The following is a 16,656-nucleotide window of genomic DNA, read 5'->3' as shown; positions in this document are numbered from 1 at the left end:
GGCCCGGGTCGGATCGACCGGCCGGAGCTGGACCGCTTTCAATAAGTTGCGGCGAGGGGTACCAACCTCGCGGCCCCCCAGACTAGCAAAACGCCACCCGGCGCGGCAATCGCGGCGACCTCGCCGACGGGCGCCGGCGGCCCTTCTATTCTCCCGACCCGGCGCTAATCCAGGTAGCTCCAGCGGCGGTCGCGGAAGTTGTAGATCTTCCGGTAGTACGGCGGGACGACCTGCCACGCGAGGAGGGGGTTCTCGGACCCGTGGTAGAAGAACTCGCTCGGCGGGCCCAGGCAATACCTCGCGGGGGGGACGGAAGGGAGATATCGCGGCGCGAGTTCGTCGAGCTTCCCGGGGAACCGACCGTTCTCGGCATGGTAACGCTCGCAGGCCGCCACGACCCGCCGGGCGTTCGTCTCGGCGACCGTGAGTTGGAGGTCGCTGTTGGCCCGGACGATCAGGAGCGTCAGGGCGGGGAGCCCGACCCTCAAGAGCGCGATGCCCCAGCCGGGGCGACGGATCGCGTTCAGGATCAGGCTGACGAGGAACCAGACCGGGCAGACGAGGGTCGACATCAAGAACGACCCGCAGACCCCCGCGTCCCAGGCCAGCAGGACGGCCGCGGCGACGACGCTCCGCTTGACGCGGCGGAAAATCCCGGGTCCGTCGGTCGTGGACATCGCGCCGGCTCCTTCGGTCGCGTCGGCTCCGGTCATCGTCCCTCGCGCTCCAGGCGGTCCAGGTCGGCCCAGGGGCCCCGGCTGCGGAACGTCGGGGCGGGGAGAGCGTGGGCCAGGGCGAGGGCGTCGGCCGTGTCGATCTCGTCGCGACGGCGCGCCAGGCCGCGGAAGATCCGCAGGCCGCGCTGGAGGGCGATGATCTCCCGGCGCGAGCGGCCGGCGGGGCTGTCGGGCCAGGGCTCCGGGTGTTCTTCCAGGTGGAAGAAGTGCGGGAGCAGCTTCGACATGTAGGCCCAGTAGTCCGGGTTGTCGGTCTGGACGACGAACAGGCCGCCGGGGGCCAGGACGCGGTGGACGTCGGCCGCGAACGCCGGGGCGACCAGCCGCCGGCTCGCCTGGCGCGGGTCGTGGTACGGCTGGGGATGGTACAGGTGGACCTCGGCCGCCGCGCCGTCGGAGACGTACCGCGAGAGGAACGTCTGGGCGTCCTTGACCGCGAACCGCGCGTTCGACAACCCCCGCTGGTTCCCCCGCCGGGTGGCGTATCGGATCACGACAGGCAGGACGTCGATCGCGAAATGGTCGTGGTCCGGCCGCGCCAGGGCGCTCAGCAGCGTGTACCGGCCGTTGCCGCAGCCCAGGTCGAGGACCAGTGGGGCCGAGCGGCCGAAGATGGCCGCGAAGTCGAGCGGCCCCTCCTCCGGCAGGCGCTTGATCGCCGTCCGCGCCCACTGCTCGGGGGGGAGGATTCGGCCCGGGATCGGGACCCCGAATTCATGTTCCACGCCGTCCGTCGCCATGCCGCGCCTCCCGAAAGGAACCATCATACCCGCGGGAGGCGTCGCCGCGAAAAACCTACCGCCCCGCGCAAACATCCGTTAAACTCCCACGCTGGTCGAGTCGCTCGCCGCTGGAGACGCCGGAATGAAAATTATTGCGCGGATCGCCCTAATCCTCGCGACGTCCGTCGCCGTCGCCGCGGCCGACGAGCCCGATCCGTTCGACGCCCTGGGCCGCGAATACGCCGAGACGGTGCGCCCGCTGGTCGCCCGATACTGCCTGGATTGCCACTCCACCGAGGACAAGGAAGGGGATCTCGACCTGGAGTCCCTGTCCGGGATGGCCCAGATTCGCGAGACGCCGACGACGTGGCGGAAGGTGAACGACGAGATCGAGGCCGGGGAGATGCCCCCCAAGGACTTCGACCGGCCGACCGCCGAGGAGGAGGCCGCGATCCGGGGCTGGATCGCCCGCTACCTCCGCGCCGAGGGCCGCGCCAACGCCGGCGACCCCGGGCCGGTCGTCCTGCGGCGGCTCAACAACGCGCAGTATCGCTACACGCTCCAGGACCTGACCGGACACGACTACGACCCCGCCCGCGACCTACCCGGCGACAGCGCGGCCGGCGAGGGGTTCACCAACACCGGCGGCGCGCTGGTGATGTCCCCCGCGGTGCTGGGGAAGTATCTCGACGCCGCCAAGCGCGTCGCCGCCCACGCCGTCCCCCTGCCCGACGGCTTCCGCTTCTTCCAGGGGGAGACCCGTCGCGACTGGACCGAGGAGCTGCTGGCCGGGATCCGCGAGATCCACGCCCGCCACGCCGACGCCGAGGGCCGCGTCCCGTTGGATCGGTACCTGGCCGCGGCGCTGGAGGCCCGCGACGGGGCGAACGGCTCGCCCGAGGAGATCGCCGGGCGACACGGCCTCAACGCCCGCTACCTGGCGTCGCTGGCGAAGGTGCTGGAAGGGGGCGAGCCCTCGCCGATCCTCGACCCGATCCGCGCCCGCTGGAAGACCGCCACGCCGGCCGACCTGCCGGCGATCCTCGCTGAGGTCGACGCCTGGCGCGGCGCGCTGACGCGGTTCCAGAGCGTCGGCCACATGAGAGACTGGATGGTGGACGTCGACCCGGTCGCCCCGCGTCAGGACGTGCGGGTCAAGCTGCCGGACGCCCCCGAGGGGCGCGAGGTCGTCGTGAGCCTGTCGGCCGGCGGGGGCGAGCGGCCCGGCGTCGTCGCGTGGGAGAATCCCCGGCTGGTCCGCGCCGGTCGGCCCGAGATCGCCATCCGCGACGTTCGGGCGATCGCCGAGGGGATGGCGGCGCGGCGGGCGAAGGTCGTCGACACGGTGGTCCCCTGCCTCGCGGCGGCCGCCGAGGCCCTTTCGAAGCCGGGCGACGCGGACCGCGAGGCCCTCGCGGCCCGGCACGGCGTCGACCCGGCGATCCTGGGCGCGTGGCTGGAGACGCTGGGCGTCGGCGACGGGGCGGAGGTCCGGCTGGACCTGTTCACCAACCGCCTGACGGGCGCCGGCGGCTACGACGCCGCGGCGGGATGGGGATCGAACGAGACGCCGCAGGTGATCGCCAACGCCTCCGACGAGACCCTGCGCATCCCCGGCGAGCTGAAGGGGCGCGGCGTGGTGGTCCATCCGTCGCCGACCCTCCGCGCCGCCTCCGGCTGGGCCTGCCCGGAGCCGGGCGAGTACCGGATCGAGGCGAAGGTCCAGCACGCCCACCCGGCCTGCGGCAACGGCACGCACTGGCGGCTGGAGCTGCGTCGCGGCGCCGTGCGGATCGCGCTGGGCGAGGGGACGGCGGCCGGCCCCGCGATCGTCCCCGTCGGGCCGTTCGGGCCGATCGCCCTGGGCGCGGGGGACGTGGTCTCGCTGACCATCGGCCCGCGCGACGGCAGCCACGTCTGCGACCTGACGGCCGTCGACCTGACCGTGACCGGCGGCGACCGGACGTGGGACATGGCCCGCGACGTGTCGGTCGACGCGCTGGCGACGAACCCGCACGCCGACGCTTACGGCAACGCCGACGTCTGGCGGTTCTTCGCCGAGCCCGACGGCCCCTCCGCCGGCCTGTCGATCCCGGCCGGCTCCGCGCTCGCGAGGTGGCTCGAATCGCCCAACCCCGCCGGCAAGGCCGAGCACGCCGAGAAGCTGCGCGAGCTGCTGGCGAACGGCCCCGAGGGGTTCGACGCGGCCGACGTCGCCCTGCTCGCCGCCCTGACGACCCCCGGCGGGCCGATCATCCCCGCGAGGCCGACCGGCGAGGCCGTCCCCGAAGACTCCCCCTGGGGCCTCCCCCCCGCCGCCTTCGCCGCGAATGGCACGGACGTGGCGACCGACGGCGCGGCGGCCGTGGCGATCCGCGTCCCGGCCGAGCTGGCCGCCGGCGCCGAGTTCGTCGCCACGGCGGCCGTCCGGCCGGTCGAGGGCCGCGACGACTTCGCCCAGCCCCGCGCGACCGTCGGCGCCGCGCCGGCCGTCGCCGGCATCCGCCCCGACGCGCCGCTGCTCGCCGCCGGCCCCGAGGCCGAGGCCCGGCTCAAGAGGGCGTTCGCGGGGTTCCGCGAGTGGTTCCCGGCGGCAGTCTGCTACGGCCAGATCGTCCCCGTCGACGAGGTCGTCACGCTGACGCTGTTCCATCGCGAGGACGACGCCCTCCGCCGCCTGATGCTAGACGACGCCGAGGCCGCCGCGCTCGACCGCCTCTGGGACGAGCTGCACTACGTCAGCCACGACGCGCTGATCCAGGTGGAGGCGTTCACGCACCTGATGGAGTACGCCACCCAGGACAGCGACCCCAGCAAGTTCGAGCCGTTCCGCGGGCCGATCAACGACCACGCCGAGGAGTTCAAGAAGAGGCTGATCGAGACCGAGCCGAGGCACGTCGACGCCCTGGTCGCGTTCGCCCCGCTGGCCTATCGTCGGCCCCTGGTCGACCGCGAGGAGGAGGAGCTGCGAGACCTGTACGCCCGCCTCCGCGCCGAGGAGCTGTCGCACGAGGAGGCGTTCGAGCTGACGCTGGCCCGGATCCTGACCTCGCCGGCGTTCCTCTACCGGCTGGAGAGGGCGCCGGAGGGAGTGGCGTCGGCGCCGGTCTCGGACTGGGAGATGGCGAGCCGGCTGAGCTACTTCCTCCGCTGCTCGGCCCCCGACGCCGAGCTGCGCGAGGCCGCCGCGGCCGGCAAGCTCCGCGACCCGGACGAGCTGGCGGCGCACGCGCGGCGGCTGCTGGGCTCGGCCGACGCCCGCCGGTTCGCGGAGGAGTTCGGATGCCAGTGGCTCCACGTCTACAATTTCGACGACCTGGACGAGAAGTCGGAGCGGCACTTCCCCACGTTCAACGCCCTGAAGGGGGCGATGTACGAGGAGGCCATCCTCTTCTTCACCGACCTGTTCCAATCCGACGCGCCGATCTCCGCGATCTTCGACGCCGATCACACGTTCCTGAATCAGGCCCTCGCCGAGCATTACGGCGTCCCCGGCGTGACCGGGCCGGAGTGGCGGCGGGTCGACGGCGTGCGCCAGTTCGGCCGCGGCGGCGTCCTGGGGCTCGCGGCGGCGCTGGCGAAGCAGTCCGGGGCGTCGCGCACCAGCCCGATCCTCCGCGGCAACTGGGTGGCCGAGGTGCTGATGGGCGTCCGCGTCCCCAAGCCCCCCAAGGACGTGCCGATCCTGCCCGACGAGGCCGAGGGGGAGACCGGCCTGTCCTCGCGGCAGCTCACCGAGCGGCACACCCGCGACATCCGCTGTTCAGGCTGCCACGCGCTGATGGACCCCTATGGGTTCTCGCTGGAGGCCTACGACGCCATCGGCCGATTCCGGACGAAGGACGCCGCCGACATCCCGATCGACGCCCGCGCGACGCTGGCCGACGGGACCGAGTTCGACGGGCTCGACGGCCTGCGGTCGTTCCTGACCGAACAGCGCCGCGACTCGGTCGAGCGGCAGTTCTGCAAGAAGCTCCTCGGCTACGCGCTGGGGAGGAGCGTGCTGCTCTCGGACGAGCCGCTGCTCGACGAGATCCAGGCCCGGCTGGAGGCCGAGGGGGGCCGGATCTCGACGGCGGTCGACGCGATCGTCCGCAGCCGCCAGTTCCGCGAGATCCGCGGCGTCTCGCCGGTCGTCGCCGAGGCCCGCCCAGCCGATTGATCGAACCCTCTCCCCACGCCCCCCAACCTCGAGGTGAACCATGCCCGCCCCCGATCTCTCCCGCCGCATGTTCCTGCGAGGCGTCGGCGTCACGATGGCGCTCCCCTGGCTGGAGTCGCGGAACGTCTGGGGCGTGGAATCGCCCTCGGCGCGGCCGTCCAGCGAGCCCCCGGTGCGCGTGGGGGTCCTGTTCGCCGGCAACGGCTTCCACGGCAAGGAGTGGTGGGCGAAGGGGAAGGGCCGCGACCTGGAGCTGGGGGGCGTGCTCGCCCCGCTGGCCGACTTCCGCGAGCGGCTGACCTTCATCCGCGGCCTCTATAACGAGGAGGCCCTGAAGGGGAACATCCACAGCTCGCAGACGGGCAACCTCCTCTCCGGCGCGCCGCTGGCCGCCGGCGGCGAGATCCGTTCGGGCACCAGCTTCGACCAGCTCCTGGCCCAGAGTCACGCGGGGTCGACCAAGGTGCCCAGCCTGGTGCTCGGGTGCGAGCAGCCGAACCCGGCGGTCCACAAGAATTACTCGATGCTCTACAGCTCGCACATCTCCTGGTCGTCGCCGACCAGCCCGACGCCGCTCGAGCTGTTCCCGGCGCTGGCGTTCGACCGGCTGTTCAAGGACGAGGCGGCGAAGGGGGACAAGAGCGTCCTGGACGCCGTGCTGTCCGACGCCGAGGACTTCCGCCGCGAGGTCAGCGTCTCCGACCGCCGCAAGCTCGACGAGTACCTGGAATCCGTCCGCGAGGTCGAGCGTCGCATCGCCGGCGCCGGCGAGCGCGGGGAGCTGCAAGGCTGGAAGCCCACGCTGGACAGGCCCAACATCCCCCGCCCGGCCGACGGCATCCCCCAGGACATCAGCGAGCACATGAGGCTCATGTGCGACATCGTGGTCCTCGGCTTCCAGACCGACACGACCCGGGTGACGACGCTCAAGCTGAACAACGACCACAGCTCGCTGCGGTTCCCGGAACTCGGCGTGGACTACATGATCCACCACCTCCTGTCGCACTCCGACACGCCCGACTGGCTGAAGGTCAACCAGCTCTTCACCGCCCAGCTGGCCTACATCGCCCGCAAGCTGGACTCCATCCAGGAGGGGGAGCGCACGGCGCTGGACAACTCCATGTTGATGATGTGCTCCAGCATGCTGACCGGCGCCACCCACGACGCCAACCAGCTCCCCGTCGTGCTGGTCGGCGGCGGCGGCGGCAAGCTCGCGGGGGGCCGCGTCCTGGACTACCTCGGGTCCGAGAACCGCAAGATGTGCAGCCTGTTCCTCTCGCTGCTCGACAAGGCCGGCCTCCACGTCGACGCCTTCGGCGACTCCACGGAGCCGCTGGCCGAGGTTTGAGAAGTCGGCCGGCGCGGCGGGGCCTCCTCTCCACGAGGACGGGGGCCCTCGCCGCGACGCGGCCGCGTCGACCTCGACCGAGACGCGCCCGGAGACGCCACGCCCCCGGTCAGAAGTTGAGCTGGAAGCGGAGCCAGAAGAGGTCGGAAGTCTTCTGGAGGCCGCCTGGCCGGTAGAAGACCGGCTGCCCGAACATCGAGTGCTGCCAGTCGAGGTAGATCTTCAGATAGCGGTTGGGATACCAGTTCAGGCCGGTGTCGATCACGCCCGCCTTGTTGGTCCAGAGGTTCGGGTCGGACAGGCCCTCGAGGAAGACCTCGTCGCCCAGGTGGATCGCCGCGTACCGGGCGTGGGCTTCCAGGGCCCCCAGCCCGAATTCGCCCCGCTTGAGGCTGAAGGGCCGGATGGGATCGATGACGGTCCGCTTCTCCAGCGTCTCGCCGGTGAGGAGATATCCGGCCTGGACGTAGTATCCGCCGACCGGCACGCGGGTCTGCAGGTCTCGATCCGACCAGCCGTACGTCGAGTGCCCGCCGTCCAGCTCGGCGAGGAGCGAGAGCCCCTTGTAGAAGTAGGCCGCGTGCACGCTCCAGAGGGCCCGGTCGCCGGCCTCGGACACCCCCTCGTTGAACGCGAGGAAGGGGACCGACGACGTGGCCGCCCCCTCGCTGTTCGAGGCGTTGACCGACGTCCTCAGGAACCGCGGCTGGATGTCGTTCCGCTGCTCGCCGGAGGCCACCGATCCTCCGATGTTCAGGTGGTTGAGGAAGGGGAACCGCTTGGATTCCTGGAACGGGCGGACGTTCAGGTAGGCGATCAGGTCCACGCCGTCGTGGAAATCCTCGAAGCCGTTTCGCGGGCCGTTGAACATGCCGACGGCGTACTCCATCCGGTCGGACAGGAGTTCCCCCCACGCCATGTAGCCGATCTGGCGGTTCAGCCCGTAGTTGATCGCGTAGACCGAGCGTTCGGGCGCGAGCAGCTCGACGTTGGATTCCGCGTAGAACTCGTACGTGTAGGGGACGCGATAGCGGCCCAGCCGGAACATCAGACGCTTGTCGAAATTGAAGTTGATGTACGCGTCGCGCAGGTTGAAGTCGCCGAATCCCTTGTTGAACGACGCCATGTATTCGAGCGGCTTGGTGATCCGTCCGCTGAAGGCCCAGATCTGGCGGGGGATCGCGATCTGGTCGTGGGCCAGGGTCTGACCGGACTGCTCGAACAGTCGAGACTCGACCTGCGTCTCGTTGTTGAATCGCAGGACGAACTCCTCGTCGTCGGTGTCGAAGACGAACCCCTTCGAGAAATCGCCGAAGAGCTGCCTCTTGCGCTCGCGTCCGGGGCGCGAGGGGGGCAGTCCCGACGAATCGCTGCCGTCGGGGTTCAGCTCGGGGTCGACGTTCGGGCCCGACGCCAGGCCGGGCACGGCGCCGGTCGTGGCTCCCGAGGAGAGCGGCACTCGAGGATCCCCGCCGGGGCGGGAGGGGGGGAATCCCGACGAATCGCTGCCGTCGGGATTCAGCTCGGGGTCGACGTTCGGGCCCGACGCCAGGCCCGGCACGTCGCCGGCGGGATCGCCGTCCGATGACGCCCCGGGCTCCGGCGGGCCCTGCGCCACCCGCTCGGTCAGCGCGCGGACGTTTTCCCGCAGCTCCGCGTTCTCGCGGAGGATGCGCTCGTTCAGTTCCTCGAGCCTGCGAAGCCGCGTCTCGAGGTCGGAATCGGCGGCGGTGGGGGCGTTCGGCGGGGGCGCCGGGGGGGGCGTCTGCGAGGCCGCGGGCCGACACCCGTAGATGGCGATCCACAGCAAGGAGGCGCAGGTTCGTCGAACGAAAGCACGAGGCGGCCGATGCGCAAGGAGCGAGCTTGTCATTTCGTGCGTTTCCGGAGCCAGCCACGCGATCGTGAGTCGCAGCGCGCGCTCGACCCCCAATCACGCTAGAGTTATCGGCCCGAGCGACCGCGCGATCCGAGCGATTTTTCGGATAAAAGGGGCGAAAGCGGGGAACCGGCGTCGGTGGATCGGCCACCGGGGAGGAGGAGCGGGGGTGCCCACCCCGCCGCGTGGCGTTCCGGCCCCGCCAGCAACGGAACCCGCCGCCGTCATCCCCCCCCGCGCGGCCCGCCTCGCCCCTCGTCGCGGGTTGTATCGCGCCCGGGCGTCGGTGGGCGGCTCGCCCCCTTGCGACGACCACCGGCGCGCGGCTAAGTTCGACGCATTGCATCATCGGACCGGAACGGGATGAATCGCCCTGGGCGCATGGGGAAGGCCGTCGCGATGAAACGAAGGAAGATGCGCGTGGGGATGGTGGGCGGGGGCGGGAGCAGCTTCTTCGGGGCGCCCCACCGCCGCGCGATCCTGATGGACAACTCGGCCGAGCTGACGGCCGGGGCGCTCCGGAGCGACCCGGCGGAGTCGATCGCGTCGGCGGAGGAGCTGTTCTTCGAACGCGGCTACGGCCACTGGAGCGACCTGGTGGCCGGCGAGGCCACTCGGCCCGACGGGGACCGGATCGACTACCTCACGATCGTCACCCCGAACGACGCCCACGCCGGGCCGGCCGAGGCCGCCGCGGGGGCGGGGATCGGCGTGCTGTGCGAGAAGCCGCTGACCACCACGCTCGACGAGGCCCGGCGGCTGCACGCGGCGGTGCTGGCGACCGACGTGCCGTTCGTCGTCGCCCACACCTACACCGGATATCCGATGGTCATGCTGGCGCGGCAACTCGTCCGCGACGGGGTCATCGGCGAGGTCCGCAAGGTGGAGGCCTGGTACCCCCAGGGATGGCTGGCCACCCGTCGCGAGGACGAGGGGAGCAAGCAGGCGTCGTGGCGGACCGACCCGGCCAAGGCGGGCGTCTCCGGCTGCGGCGGGGACATCGGCTCGCACGCCTACCAGTTCATCCGGTTCGTCGCCGGCCTGCGCGCCGTGCGCGTCTCGGCCCGGATGAAGTCGGTGGTCCCGGGCCGGGCGCTCGACGACGATTTCGGCGTCTTCGCCGAGCTGGACAACGGGGCGATCGGCGTTGTGTCGGCCTCGCAGATCACGATCGGTTCCGAGAACGACAACGGCTTCCGCGTCATCGGCACCGCCGGGACGCTCCACTGGCGGCACACCCATTTCGCGCAACTGGAGCACTACGTCGTCGACCGCCCCGTCGCCGTGTACCGAGCCGGGGCCGACTATGGCTACATCCCCGAATCGATCCGGCCGTACCTCCGCATGCCCCAGGGCCACCCCGAGGGCTTCCACGACGCGCTCGCCAACCTGCATCGGACGATCGAGTGGACCATCCGGGGCCGTCGCGGCGAGGACGCGCCGAGGCCGTTCGAGCATCCCGGGATCGTCGACGGCGTGGCCGTGATGGCCTTCCTGGAGGCGTCGGTCGCCAGCGCCCGCGAGGGCGGGGCGTGGGTGGACGTCCCGTTCAACGGCTGACGGAGGCCGAGCCGTGAAGGAGAACCTTGTCCGCTTCAGCGTGGCGATCGGCGGGGAACTCCTGCGCCGGTTCGACGAGTACCGCGAGCGCCGGCGCTTCCCCAACCGGAGCGAGGCCGTCCGCGGCCTGATGCGCGACGCCCTGATCGACGAGGCGGTCGACGAGGAGTCGACCGACGCGATGGGGGTGGTGACGCTCATCTACGACCACCACGCCGGCGGCATCGCCAGGCGGCTGACCGACGTCCAGCACGCCCACCTGGACATGGTGGTGACGACCACGCACGTCCACCTGGACGCCGCGCGTTGCCTGGAGGTGGTCCTCGTCCGCGGCACCGCCGCGCGGGTTCGACGCCTGGCCGACGACCTGATCGGCATCAAGGGGGTCGAGACCGGCCGCCTCGTCCTGGCCGCCGCCGGGCCGATCGTCGCGGGTCATGGCCACGACCATGTCCACGATGACCACGATGACGAGGACGATGACGAAGGGCACGGACATTCCCATCCTCATCCGCACCCGCACCCGCATTGAGGCCGACGGCCGTTGGCTTCGTTCGCGCGCCGTCGTTTCGCCGGATTTCGCGGCTAAGCGTTTCCCCGATATGACTTGCGGCTCACGCAAGTTGGCTTCGTTCGTCGTTTTCGAAGTGTTTTTCGCTCGATCCCAGGACCCGCGAGCTTGAAACGCGGGTCCCGTCTTCCGGTGGGCTGGCCAGCCGACGCTCTTCCCGCGACGGCCGCGCGAACGCGCCCCCCCTTCTCCCCTCGTGGTGCTCCGTCGAAAACGTGACGGCGCGGGCACCGACTCTCAGCCCTTCTCCCCTCGTGGGAGATGGTGCCCCGGAGGGGCGGATGAGGGGGCGCGCCACCCAATGCCGTCGGCTCGTAATCCCTCGCGGGCCGGGGGATGGCCACGGCGATCGCCCCCCTCATCCGGCCTTCGGCCACCTTCTCCCACGAGGGGAGAAGGGGGATAAACGGCCCCTCGGCGTTGTTTTCGACGGAGCACCCTCGTGGGAGAAGGTGCCCCACGGGGGCGGATGAGGGGGCGCGCGACCGAAGCGCGTAGGAGGGATGGGGACTCTTTTGGGGCGCGAGCGTCGCGCCTACACAGCCCAGGCTCACGCAGGAGGCACGCCCACAGCACAACAGGGAGGGCCTTCGCCGGGAAGCGCCGCCGGTCGCCCCCTCATCCGGCCTTCGGCCACCTTCTCCCACGAGGGGAGAAGGGATGTTAGCCTTCGCTCCCGGGTTTATCGTCTGGACTCCACGACGAGATAAGGGACGATCGTCATCGCTGCCGTTCAAGGACCCCTCAGACCTACGGCGTGTCAGAACCAGAAGCAGTTCATCGGGTCGTCGGCGATGTACGCCAGGGCGTCGTCCAGGCCGAGCACCACGTCGCCGAAGTCGCCGATGGACTTCCAGCGTTCGTGGAAGAGGCTCCAGTACAGGACGACGAAGCGTCCGTCGGGCCGGGGTCGGAGCCGCGCGAAGGGCTCGCCGGAATCCTCGCGGTACAGCGTGTAGCCGTGGCGATCCTTCCGCGCCCCGACGCCGCCGCCGAGCTGTTCGTTGAACGCGACGATCCGGCTCTCGACGAAGTCGAGGATCACCGGCGCGTCGTCCGCGACCGAGACCGCCGTCCCGGCCGCGCCCCCGGCCTTCGCCCGCTCCGTCTTCCTGGTTCCCATGGTCGACCTCCGGTGCGCCCGGCTCCCCGCGACTTCGAGTCGTGAACGGCCGCGCCCCCCGCGCCGGCGGCGCCCCCTAGAATCATCACGACCGCCACGTCGGCTCCGCAAGCAAAATCCCTCGAATTACGCGACAGGCGTTCACATTGTTCGTCGACGGCCCCCCGAGGGCAACCCCGACGCCGATCGTCGGGGGACTGGGCTTGCCAGCATGGCCCCACGGGCGGACCCTGGAATGGCATGGAGGGAGGCCCGGGACCGCTCGGAGCGGGGGCCCCTTCTTCAACCCTTCGTAGGAGCCGACGCCCCGGGGCCGTCCGGGGCGGTAGGAACGACCATGGCCGATCAGACCTTGTTGACCCTGTGGGATGACGTCCGCGCCAAGACCCTCGACGTGCTCAAGGGCCTGGACGACGTCCACGCCCGCTGGGCCCCTCCCAACTTGCAGAACTCGTGCCTCTGGCACGCCGGCCACAACTACGTCGTGGCGGAGTTCCTGACCTCGCGCGCCCTGGGGACCCCCGCCCAGTTCCCGACCGACTGGCAGAAGATGTTCAGCTGGGATAGCAACCCCGCGCACACCAACCCCGAGGACTGGCCGGCGCTGGAAGTGATCGTCTCCGCCCTCGCCGAGCAGCACGGCCGCCTGCGCGAGGTCTATGCCGGCCTCGACGCCGACCGCCTCGACCGCGCCGACCCGGGCAAGCCCGAGCGCACCGCCCGCCACACCCTCCTGATCGCCATGCAGGACGAGGCCCGCCACACCGGCGAGATCATGCTCCTGCGCAAGATGATGGACAGGACCTTCGTCGTCGCCGGCACCCGGCACGGCTGACGCCGCGCGTCGGGCGAGACATAATTTCCCGCCCGAAGGAAATTCCTGAAATCTCAACGGCCCGCCCGGGGATTGTCCTCGATGTCTGAAGGTTCTTTGACAACCCGAGAGCATCGACGAGAGCCCGCCGGGCCGCCGAAGGCCCGGCGGACGACGAGCGGACGGGCCATCGGGCTGTTGAAGCCCGTCCCACCCGCCCTGGCGTTGCGGACGTCCACCTGGCTCGGCCTCCCCGCCGTCCGGCCCTTCGGGCAATTTCCCCCGCGAGATGGACGCCGTTACGTTCCGATGTCTTCCCCCCTCGCGGGGGAGGACAGACCGCGAAGCGGTCAGGAGAGGGGGATGCCAAACACGAAGGCCGTTGGAGCCACCGAAGGCCCGTCCGGCCATGGCGCTCCGCCTGCCTTCGCGTCCGTGTACCCTGCGGTGATGGAGTACGGATCGCGATCAGGTCAGGCGCGGATGACGAAAATCCCAACGGCCATCGGGCTCCTCAAAGGCCTGCCCGGCCGTCTCACCCCGTCGCCAAGCCGGCCCTTGCGAGCCCTAATGGAGCACCCTCGCCGGTTAAGAGGGTGGGGCCCCAAGATCCCGAGCGGGAAAGCCAGCGGCCGAGAAAAGTCGTTCGAAAATGACGAACGAAGCCAACCTCGCGGCATTGCAATCCACTGTAGCCCCAAATAGTTACGTGGAATCACCGCGATAACGAATCCGACGAACGAAGCCAGACTCGGTCGCAGGCCGCGATTCCCCAAGGCCCTCCCGCGCGTCCATCTCCCACGTGAGGGCACGTCGGGCATGCTTCCCGACGGAGTTGCGTTCGCCGGAACGGCCGCCGATCGAGAGAGCGATTCGAAAACGACGAACGAAGCCAAAACCCACGACCTAAAATTCGCCGCAAGATACTCCACTTCAACAAGTTACACCGGACAATTCGAAAGCCACCGCGCGACGAACGAAGCCAAACGGAGCCAGCCGCCATCGTGGGGCGAATTGGGCGTGGACGCGCCGGAAATCCGGGTTTGCGGATTGGGCGATTCGTGGTAGTTTCCCCGCGCGTCGGCGTGAAGGAAGTGCCGATGGAGCCAGTCCACACCCCTACCACGGAAGGCGGGCCGCACCATGATCAACCCCAGGAACTCCCACTCCCCCCTCCCCGACGACCGTCGCCGCCGCTGCCCGGTCTGCCGCCAGTCCGTCTATTCCAAGTCCGGCATCCATCCCCAGTGCGCCATCAAGCAGGCCGACCCCCTCCACACCGAGGACGAGATTGACGCGATGGCCGCCGAGGCCGTCGAGCAGGCCGTCGCGGCGAAGCCGGCGCGGGTCAAGGCACCGAAGATCAAGGTCACGGCCTGAGACGTCGGCCGCGAGTCAGGGCTCGACGGGCAGGTCGAGCCGTTCGCCCCACTCGTTCCACGACCCGTCGTAGTTGGCGAGGTCCGTGAAGCCGAGCCGGGCGAGGTTGAATAGGACGACCGTGGCCGCCACCCCGCCGTTGCAGTAAGCGACCACGGGGCGGCCCGGGTCCAGGTTCTCGCGTTCCGCGAGGGCTTTCAGCTCGTCCAGCGGCAGGAAGCCGCCCCCGTCGGCGAAGAATCGCTCGCGGGGCAGGTTCACCGCCCCGGGGATCCGCCCGCCGCGCGGGCCTCGACGACGCGCCCCGGTGTACTGGCCGGAGTCGCGCGCGTCGACCAGTTGCAGGCCCGTCTCGCCGAGCCGGTCGCGGAGTTGCTCCGCCGTCAGACGGAGCGCGGGGCGGACGCGCGGGGTGAAGCTGGCGCGGGGGGGCGTCTGGATCTCGGCCGTAGTCGGCCGCTCCTCCTCCAACCAGCGATTCCAGCCCCCCTGGAGCACGCTAACGCGGTCGTGGCCGTAATAGGTGAGGGCCCACCAGAGCCGGGTGGCGTACTGCCCCCCCATGTGATCGACCGCGACGACGTGCGTGTCGTCGCCGATCCCCCGCGAGGCCATCGCCTCGGCGAAGGCCTCGGGCCCGGCGATCTGGGCCTTCACCGGGTCGTCCGGGTCGACGATGTCGCGGGTCCAGTCGACGTAGACGGCCCCGGGGATGTGCGACGCGGCATACTCCTGGGGGGTGCCCCGATAATCGGCCTCCTCGACCCCCGGCGCGACGGGGCGGGCCACGACGTAGCCGCGGACGTCGACGACGCGGACGTCCGGGTCGTCTAGATGGGCTTCGAGCCATTCGGGCGTGACGATCGGGTCTCGGTCGGGCATGGGTCGCGTCCCTGTAGGTTTGCCGGCGCGTCGCCCCTAAGATAACCGGGTCTCCACCATCCCCCAAGGGCCAGGCGCCCGCGCGAATCGGAACCGAATCGTCATGAAAGCCGCCGTCTTCTCGAAGTTCGGGGACCCCGCCGAGGTGCTGGAAGTCCGCGAGGTCCCGACGCCCGAGCCGGGCCCCGGCGAGGTCCGCGTCCGCATGATCGCCAGCCCCGTCAACCCGTCGGACACCATGTTCATCGAGGGGCGCTACGGCGTCCGGCCGACGCCCCCGGCCGTCCCCGGCTTCGAGGGGGTCGGCGTGGTCGACAAGGCCGGGCCGGGGCTGATGGGCAAGATGGTGGTCGGCAAGCGGGTCGTCGCCATCAATAACAAGGGGGGCAACTGGGCCGAGTACGCCGTCATCCCCTGGAAGCAGGCCCGGCCCGTCCCGGCCGACATCCCCGACGACCAGGCCGCCTCGCTCTTCGTCAACCCGATGACCGCCGTCGCGTTGACGAGGCACGTCCTGGCCGTTCCGAAGGGGGAATGGCTGCTGGTCTCCGCGGCCGGCTCCGCACTCGGCAAGATGATCATCCGCCTGAGCCGCCGCGACGGATTCAAGACCCTCTGCGTGGTGCGCCGGAGCGAGGCCAAGCGGGAGCTGATCGACCTGGGGGCGGACGCCGTGATCAGCTCGTCGGAGGGGCCGGTCCCGGAGCAGGTCCGCGGGATCACCAGCGACGACGGCCCGCGATACGCCCTCGACCCGGTCGGCGGCGAGGCCGGGACCGCCGTGTTCCGATCGCTCGGCAAGGGGGGACGCCTGGTCGTCTACGGATCGCTGACCGACGAGCCGATCGCCGTCGACCCGCGCTCGCTCATCTCGTCCCGCACGAGTGTCGAGGGCTTCTGGCTGGGCCACTGGATGGCGGAACGCTCCATCCCCAGGGCCCTGATCCTGTTCCGCGAGGTCGCCGCGCTGATCCGAGAGGGGGTCCTGACGACGGAGGTCGGGGCGACATATCCCCTGGACCGCGTGGCCGACGCGACGCGAGAGGCCGCGGCGGTCGGCCGGGGGGGGAAGGTCCTCTTGAAACTGGGGGGCGAGGGCTGAGGGCGCCGGGGCCGATCGGGGGGGTGGGCGACGACGAGTTTTCTGGAATTCCATCGCCCCGGGGGGGGTCGAACGCTACAATTTCCAGGTGTAGAGACCATGGCCGCGGAGGGGGACGATGGAGGCCGGACGATCCGTCGGATCGCCCGCCGTCGGTTCCCTTCCCTCGCCGTCGAAGACCCACCTCCGGCCTCGCCAAGGTTCCCCCTCGCGTCGACGTTCCGAAGGCCCGGCCCCGGCCGGTCCCTCGCGTCATCGCGTCGCGAGGGCGTTGACGACGACGATCGCGCCGGCGCCTCTGCGGACACGACATCCATTGAAAGCCACCCGACCGAGATTCCAACGGGTCGCCTAGAACAAGTCCCGACGCGGCGCC

General features: G+C 70.7%; 12 protein-coding genes. 7 read left to right on the top strand and 5 right to left on the bottom strand.

The genetic code is table 11. The features are described 5' to 3' along the window. Positions 1–164: 164 nt before the first annotated feature. Both WG209_RS05690 and WG209_RS05685 read right to left on the bottom strand, forming a co-directional pair. A complete protein-coding gene (locus WG209_RS05690) occupies positions 165–677 on the bottom strand; it encodes a hypothetical protein (protein WP_337174047.1) in 513 nt (170 codons plus the stop codon). 32 nt (positions 678–709) lie between these two features. Continuing rightward, entirely contained in the window at positions 710–1,477 is a 768-nt protein-coding gene (locus WG209_RS05685) for a methyltransferase domain-containing protein (protein WP_337174046.1), read from the bottom strand. Positions 1,478–1,601: 124 nt separating this feature from the next. On the opposite strand from WG209_RS05685, the gene WG209_RS05680 reads away from it, so the two are divergent. Together WG209_RS05680 and WG209_RS05675 are read left to right on the top strand one after the other, a co-directional pair. Further along, the gene (locus WG209_RS05680) at positions 1,602–5,621 is read left to right on the top strand and encodes a DUF1592 domain-containing protein (protein ID WP_337174045.1); all 4,020 of its coding nucleotides are present in this window, start codon (positions 1,602–1,604) and stop codon (positions 5,619–5,621) included. A 40-nt stretch (positions 5,622–5,661) separates the two neighbouring features. Beyond that, positions 5,662–6,969, top strand: coding sequence for a DUF1552 domain-containing protein (locus WG209_RS05675; protein ID WP_337174044.1), 1,308 nt, complete (start codon positions 5,662–5,664; stop codon positions 6,967–6,969). 109 nt (positions 6,970–7,078) lie between these two features. Here WG209_RS05675 and WG209_RS05670 read toward each other — a convergent pair whose 3' ends face one another. Then, positions 7,079–8,779, bottom strand: a complete 1,701-nt coding sequence (locus tag WG209_RS05670) for a porin (protein WP_337174043.1) — start codon at positions 8,777–8,779, stop codon at positions 7,079–7,081. 468 nt (positions 8,780–9,247) lie between these two features. Between WG209_RS05670 and WG209_RS05665 the strand changes: the two genes are divergently transcribed. Continuing rightward, on the top strand, positions 9,248–10,408 hold the full coding sequence (locus WG209_RS05665; protein ID WP_337174042.1) for a Gfo/Idh/MocA family oxidoreductase: 1,161 nt from the start codon (positions 9,248–9,250) through the stop codon (positions 10,406–10,408). A 13-nt stretch (positions 10,409–10,421) separates the two neighbouring features. Next, positions 10,422–10,940 carry a nickel-responsive transcriptional regulator NikR gene (gene nikR, locus WG209_RS05660; protein WP_337174041.1) on the top strand — a complete coding sequence of 173 codons (519 nt, stop codon included), beginning with the start codon at positions 10,422–10,424 and terminating at the stop codon, positions 10,938–10,940. Between the two features lie 799 nt (positions 10,941–11,739). Here the strand turns inward: nikR and WG209_RS05655 are convergent. Beyond that, complete coding sequence (locus WG209_RS05655; RefSeq protein WP_337174040.1) at positions 11,740–12,102, bottom strand: hypothetical protein; 363 nt, start codon at positions 12,100–12,102, stop codon at positions 11,740–11,742. A gap of 337 nt (positions 12,103–12,439) precedes the next feature. On the opposite strand from WG209_RS05655, the gene WG209_RS05650 reads away from it, so the two are divergent. Together WG209_RS05650 and WG209_RS05645 are read left to right on the top strand one after the other, a co-directional pair. Continuing rightward, on the top strand, positions 12,440–12,937 hold the full coding sequence (locus WG209_RS05650) for a DinB family protein (RefSeq protein WP_337174039.1): 498 nt from the start codon (positions 12,440–12,442) through the stop codon (positions 12,935–12,937). Between the two features lie 1,122 nt (positions 12,938–14,059). After that, the gene (locus tag WG209_RS05645) at positions 14,060–14,296 is read left to right on the top strand and encodes a hypothetical protein (RefSeq protein WP_337174038.1); all 237 of its coding nucleotides are present in this window, start codon (positions 14,060–14,062) and stop codon (positions 14,294–14,296) included. 15 nt (positions 14,297–14,311) lie between these two features. Here WG209_RS05645 and WG209_RS05640 read toward each other — a convergent pair whose 3' ends face one another. Next, the gene (locus WG209_RS05640) at positions 14,312–15,178 is read right to left on the bottom strand and encodes a sulfurtransferase (protein WP_337174037.1); all 867 of its coding nucleotides are present in this window, start codon (positions 15,176–15,178) and stop codon (positions 14,312–14,314) included. 103 nt (positions 15,179–15,281) lie between these two features. Between WG209_RS05640 and WG209_RS05635 the strand changes: the two genes are divergently transcribed. After that, positions 15,282–16,280 carry a zinc-dependent alcohol dehydrogenase family protein gene (locus tag WG209_RS05635; protein WP_337174036.1) on the top strand — a complete coding sequence of 333 codons (999 nt, stop codon included), beginning with the start codon at positions 15,282–15,284 and terminating at the stop codon, positions 16,278–16,280. Positions 16,281–16,656: the final 376 nt, after the last annotated feature.

It is taken from the genome of Paludisphaera sp., from assembly GCF_037189885.1.
GTDB lineage: Bacteria > Planctomycetota > Planctomycetia > Isosphaerales > Isosphaeraceae > Paludisphaera.
Note: the sequence above shows the minus strand (reverse complement) of the source record. Positions and strands in the feature narration are given on the sequence as shown.

Excerpts from the sequence above, each read along its gene's own strand:
- WG209_RS05665 (WP_337174042.1), top strand. The coding sequence starts at position 9,248 with ATGAAACGAAGGAAGATGCGCGTGGGGATGGTGGGCGGGGGCGGGAGC.
- WG209_RS05645 (WP_337174038.1), top strand. The coding sequence starts at position 14,060 with ATGATCAACCCCAGGAACTCCCACTCCCCCCTCCCCGACGACCGTCGC.
- WG209_RS05635 (WP_337174036.1), top strand. The coding sequence starts at position 15,282 with ATGAAAGCCGCCGTCTTCTCGAAGTTCGGGGACCCCGCCGAGGTGCTG.
- WG209_RS05690 (WP_337174047.1), bottom strand. The coding sequence starts at position 677 with ATGTCCACGACCGACGGACCCGGGATTTTCCGCCGCGTCAAGCGGAGC.
- WG209_RS05685 (WP_337174046.1), bottom strand. The coding sequence starts at position 1,477 with ATGGCGACGGACGGCGTGGAACATGAATTCGGGGTCCCGATCCCGGGC.
- WG209_RS05640 (WP_337174037.1), bottom strand. The coding sequence starts at position 15,178 with ATGCCCGACCGAGACCCGATCGTCACGCCCGAATGGCTCGAAGCCCAT.
- WG209_RS05655 (WP_337174040.1), bottom strand. The coding sequence starts at position 12,102 with ATGGGAACCAGGAAGACGGAGCGGGCGAAGGCCGGGGGCGCGGCCGGG.
- WG209_RS05650 (WP_337174039.1), top strand. The coding sequence starts at position 12,440 with ATGGCCGATCAGACCTTGTTGACCCTGTGGGATGACGTCCGCGCCAAG.
- WG209_RS05675 (WP_337174044.1), top strand. The coding sequence starts at position 5,662 with ATGCCCGCCCCCGATCTCTCCCGCCGCATGTTCCTGCGAGGCGTCGGC.
- WG209_RS05680 (WP_337174045.1), top strand. The coding sequence starts at position 1,602 with ATGAAAATTATTGCGCGGATCGCCCTAATCCTCGCGACGTCCGTCGCC.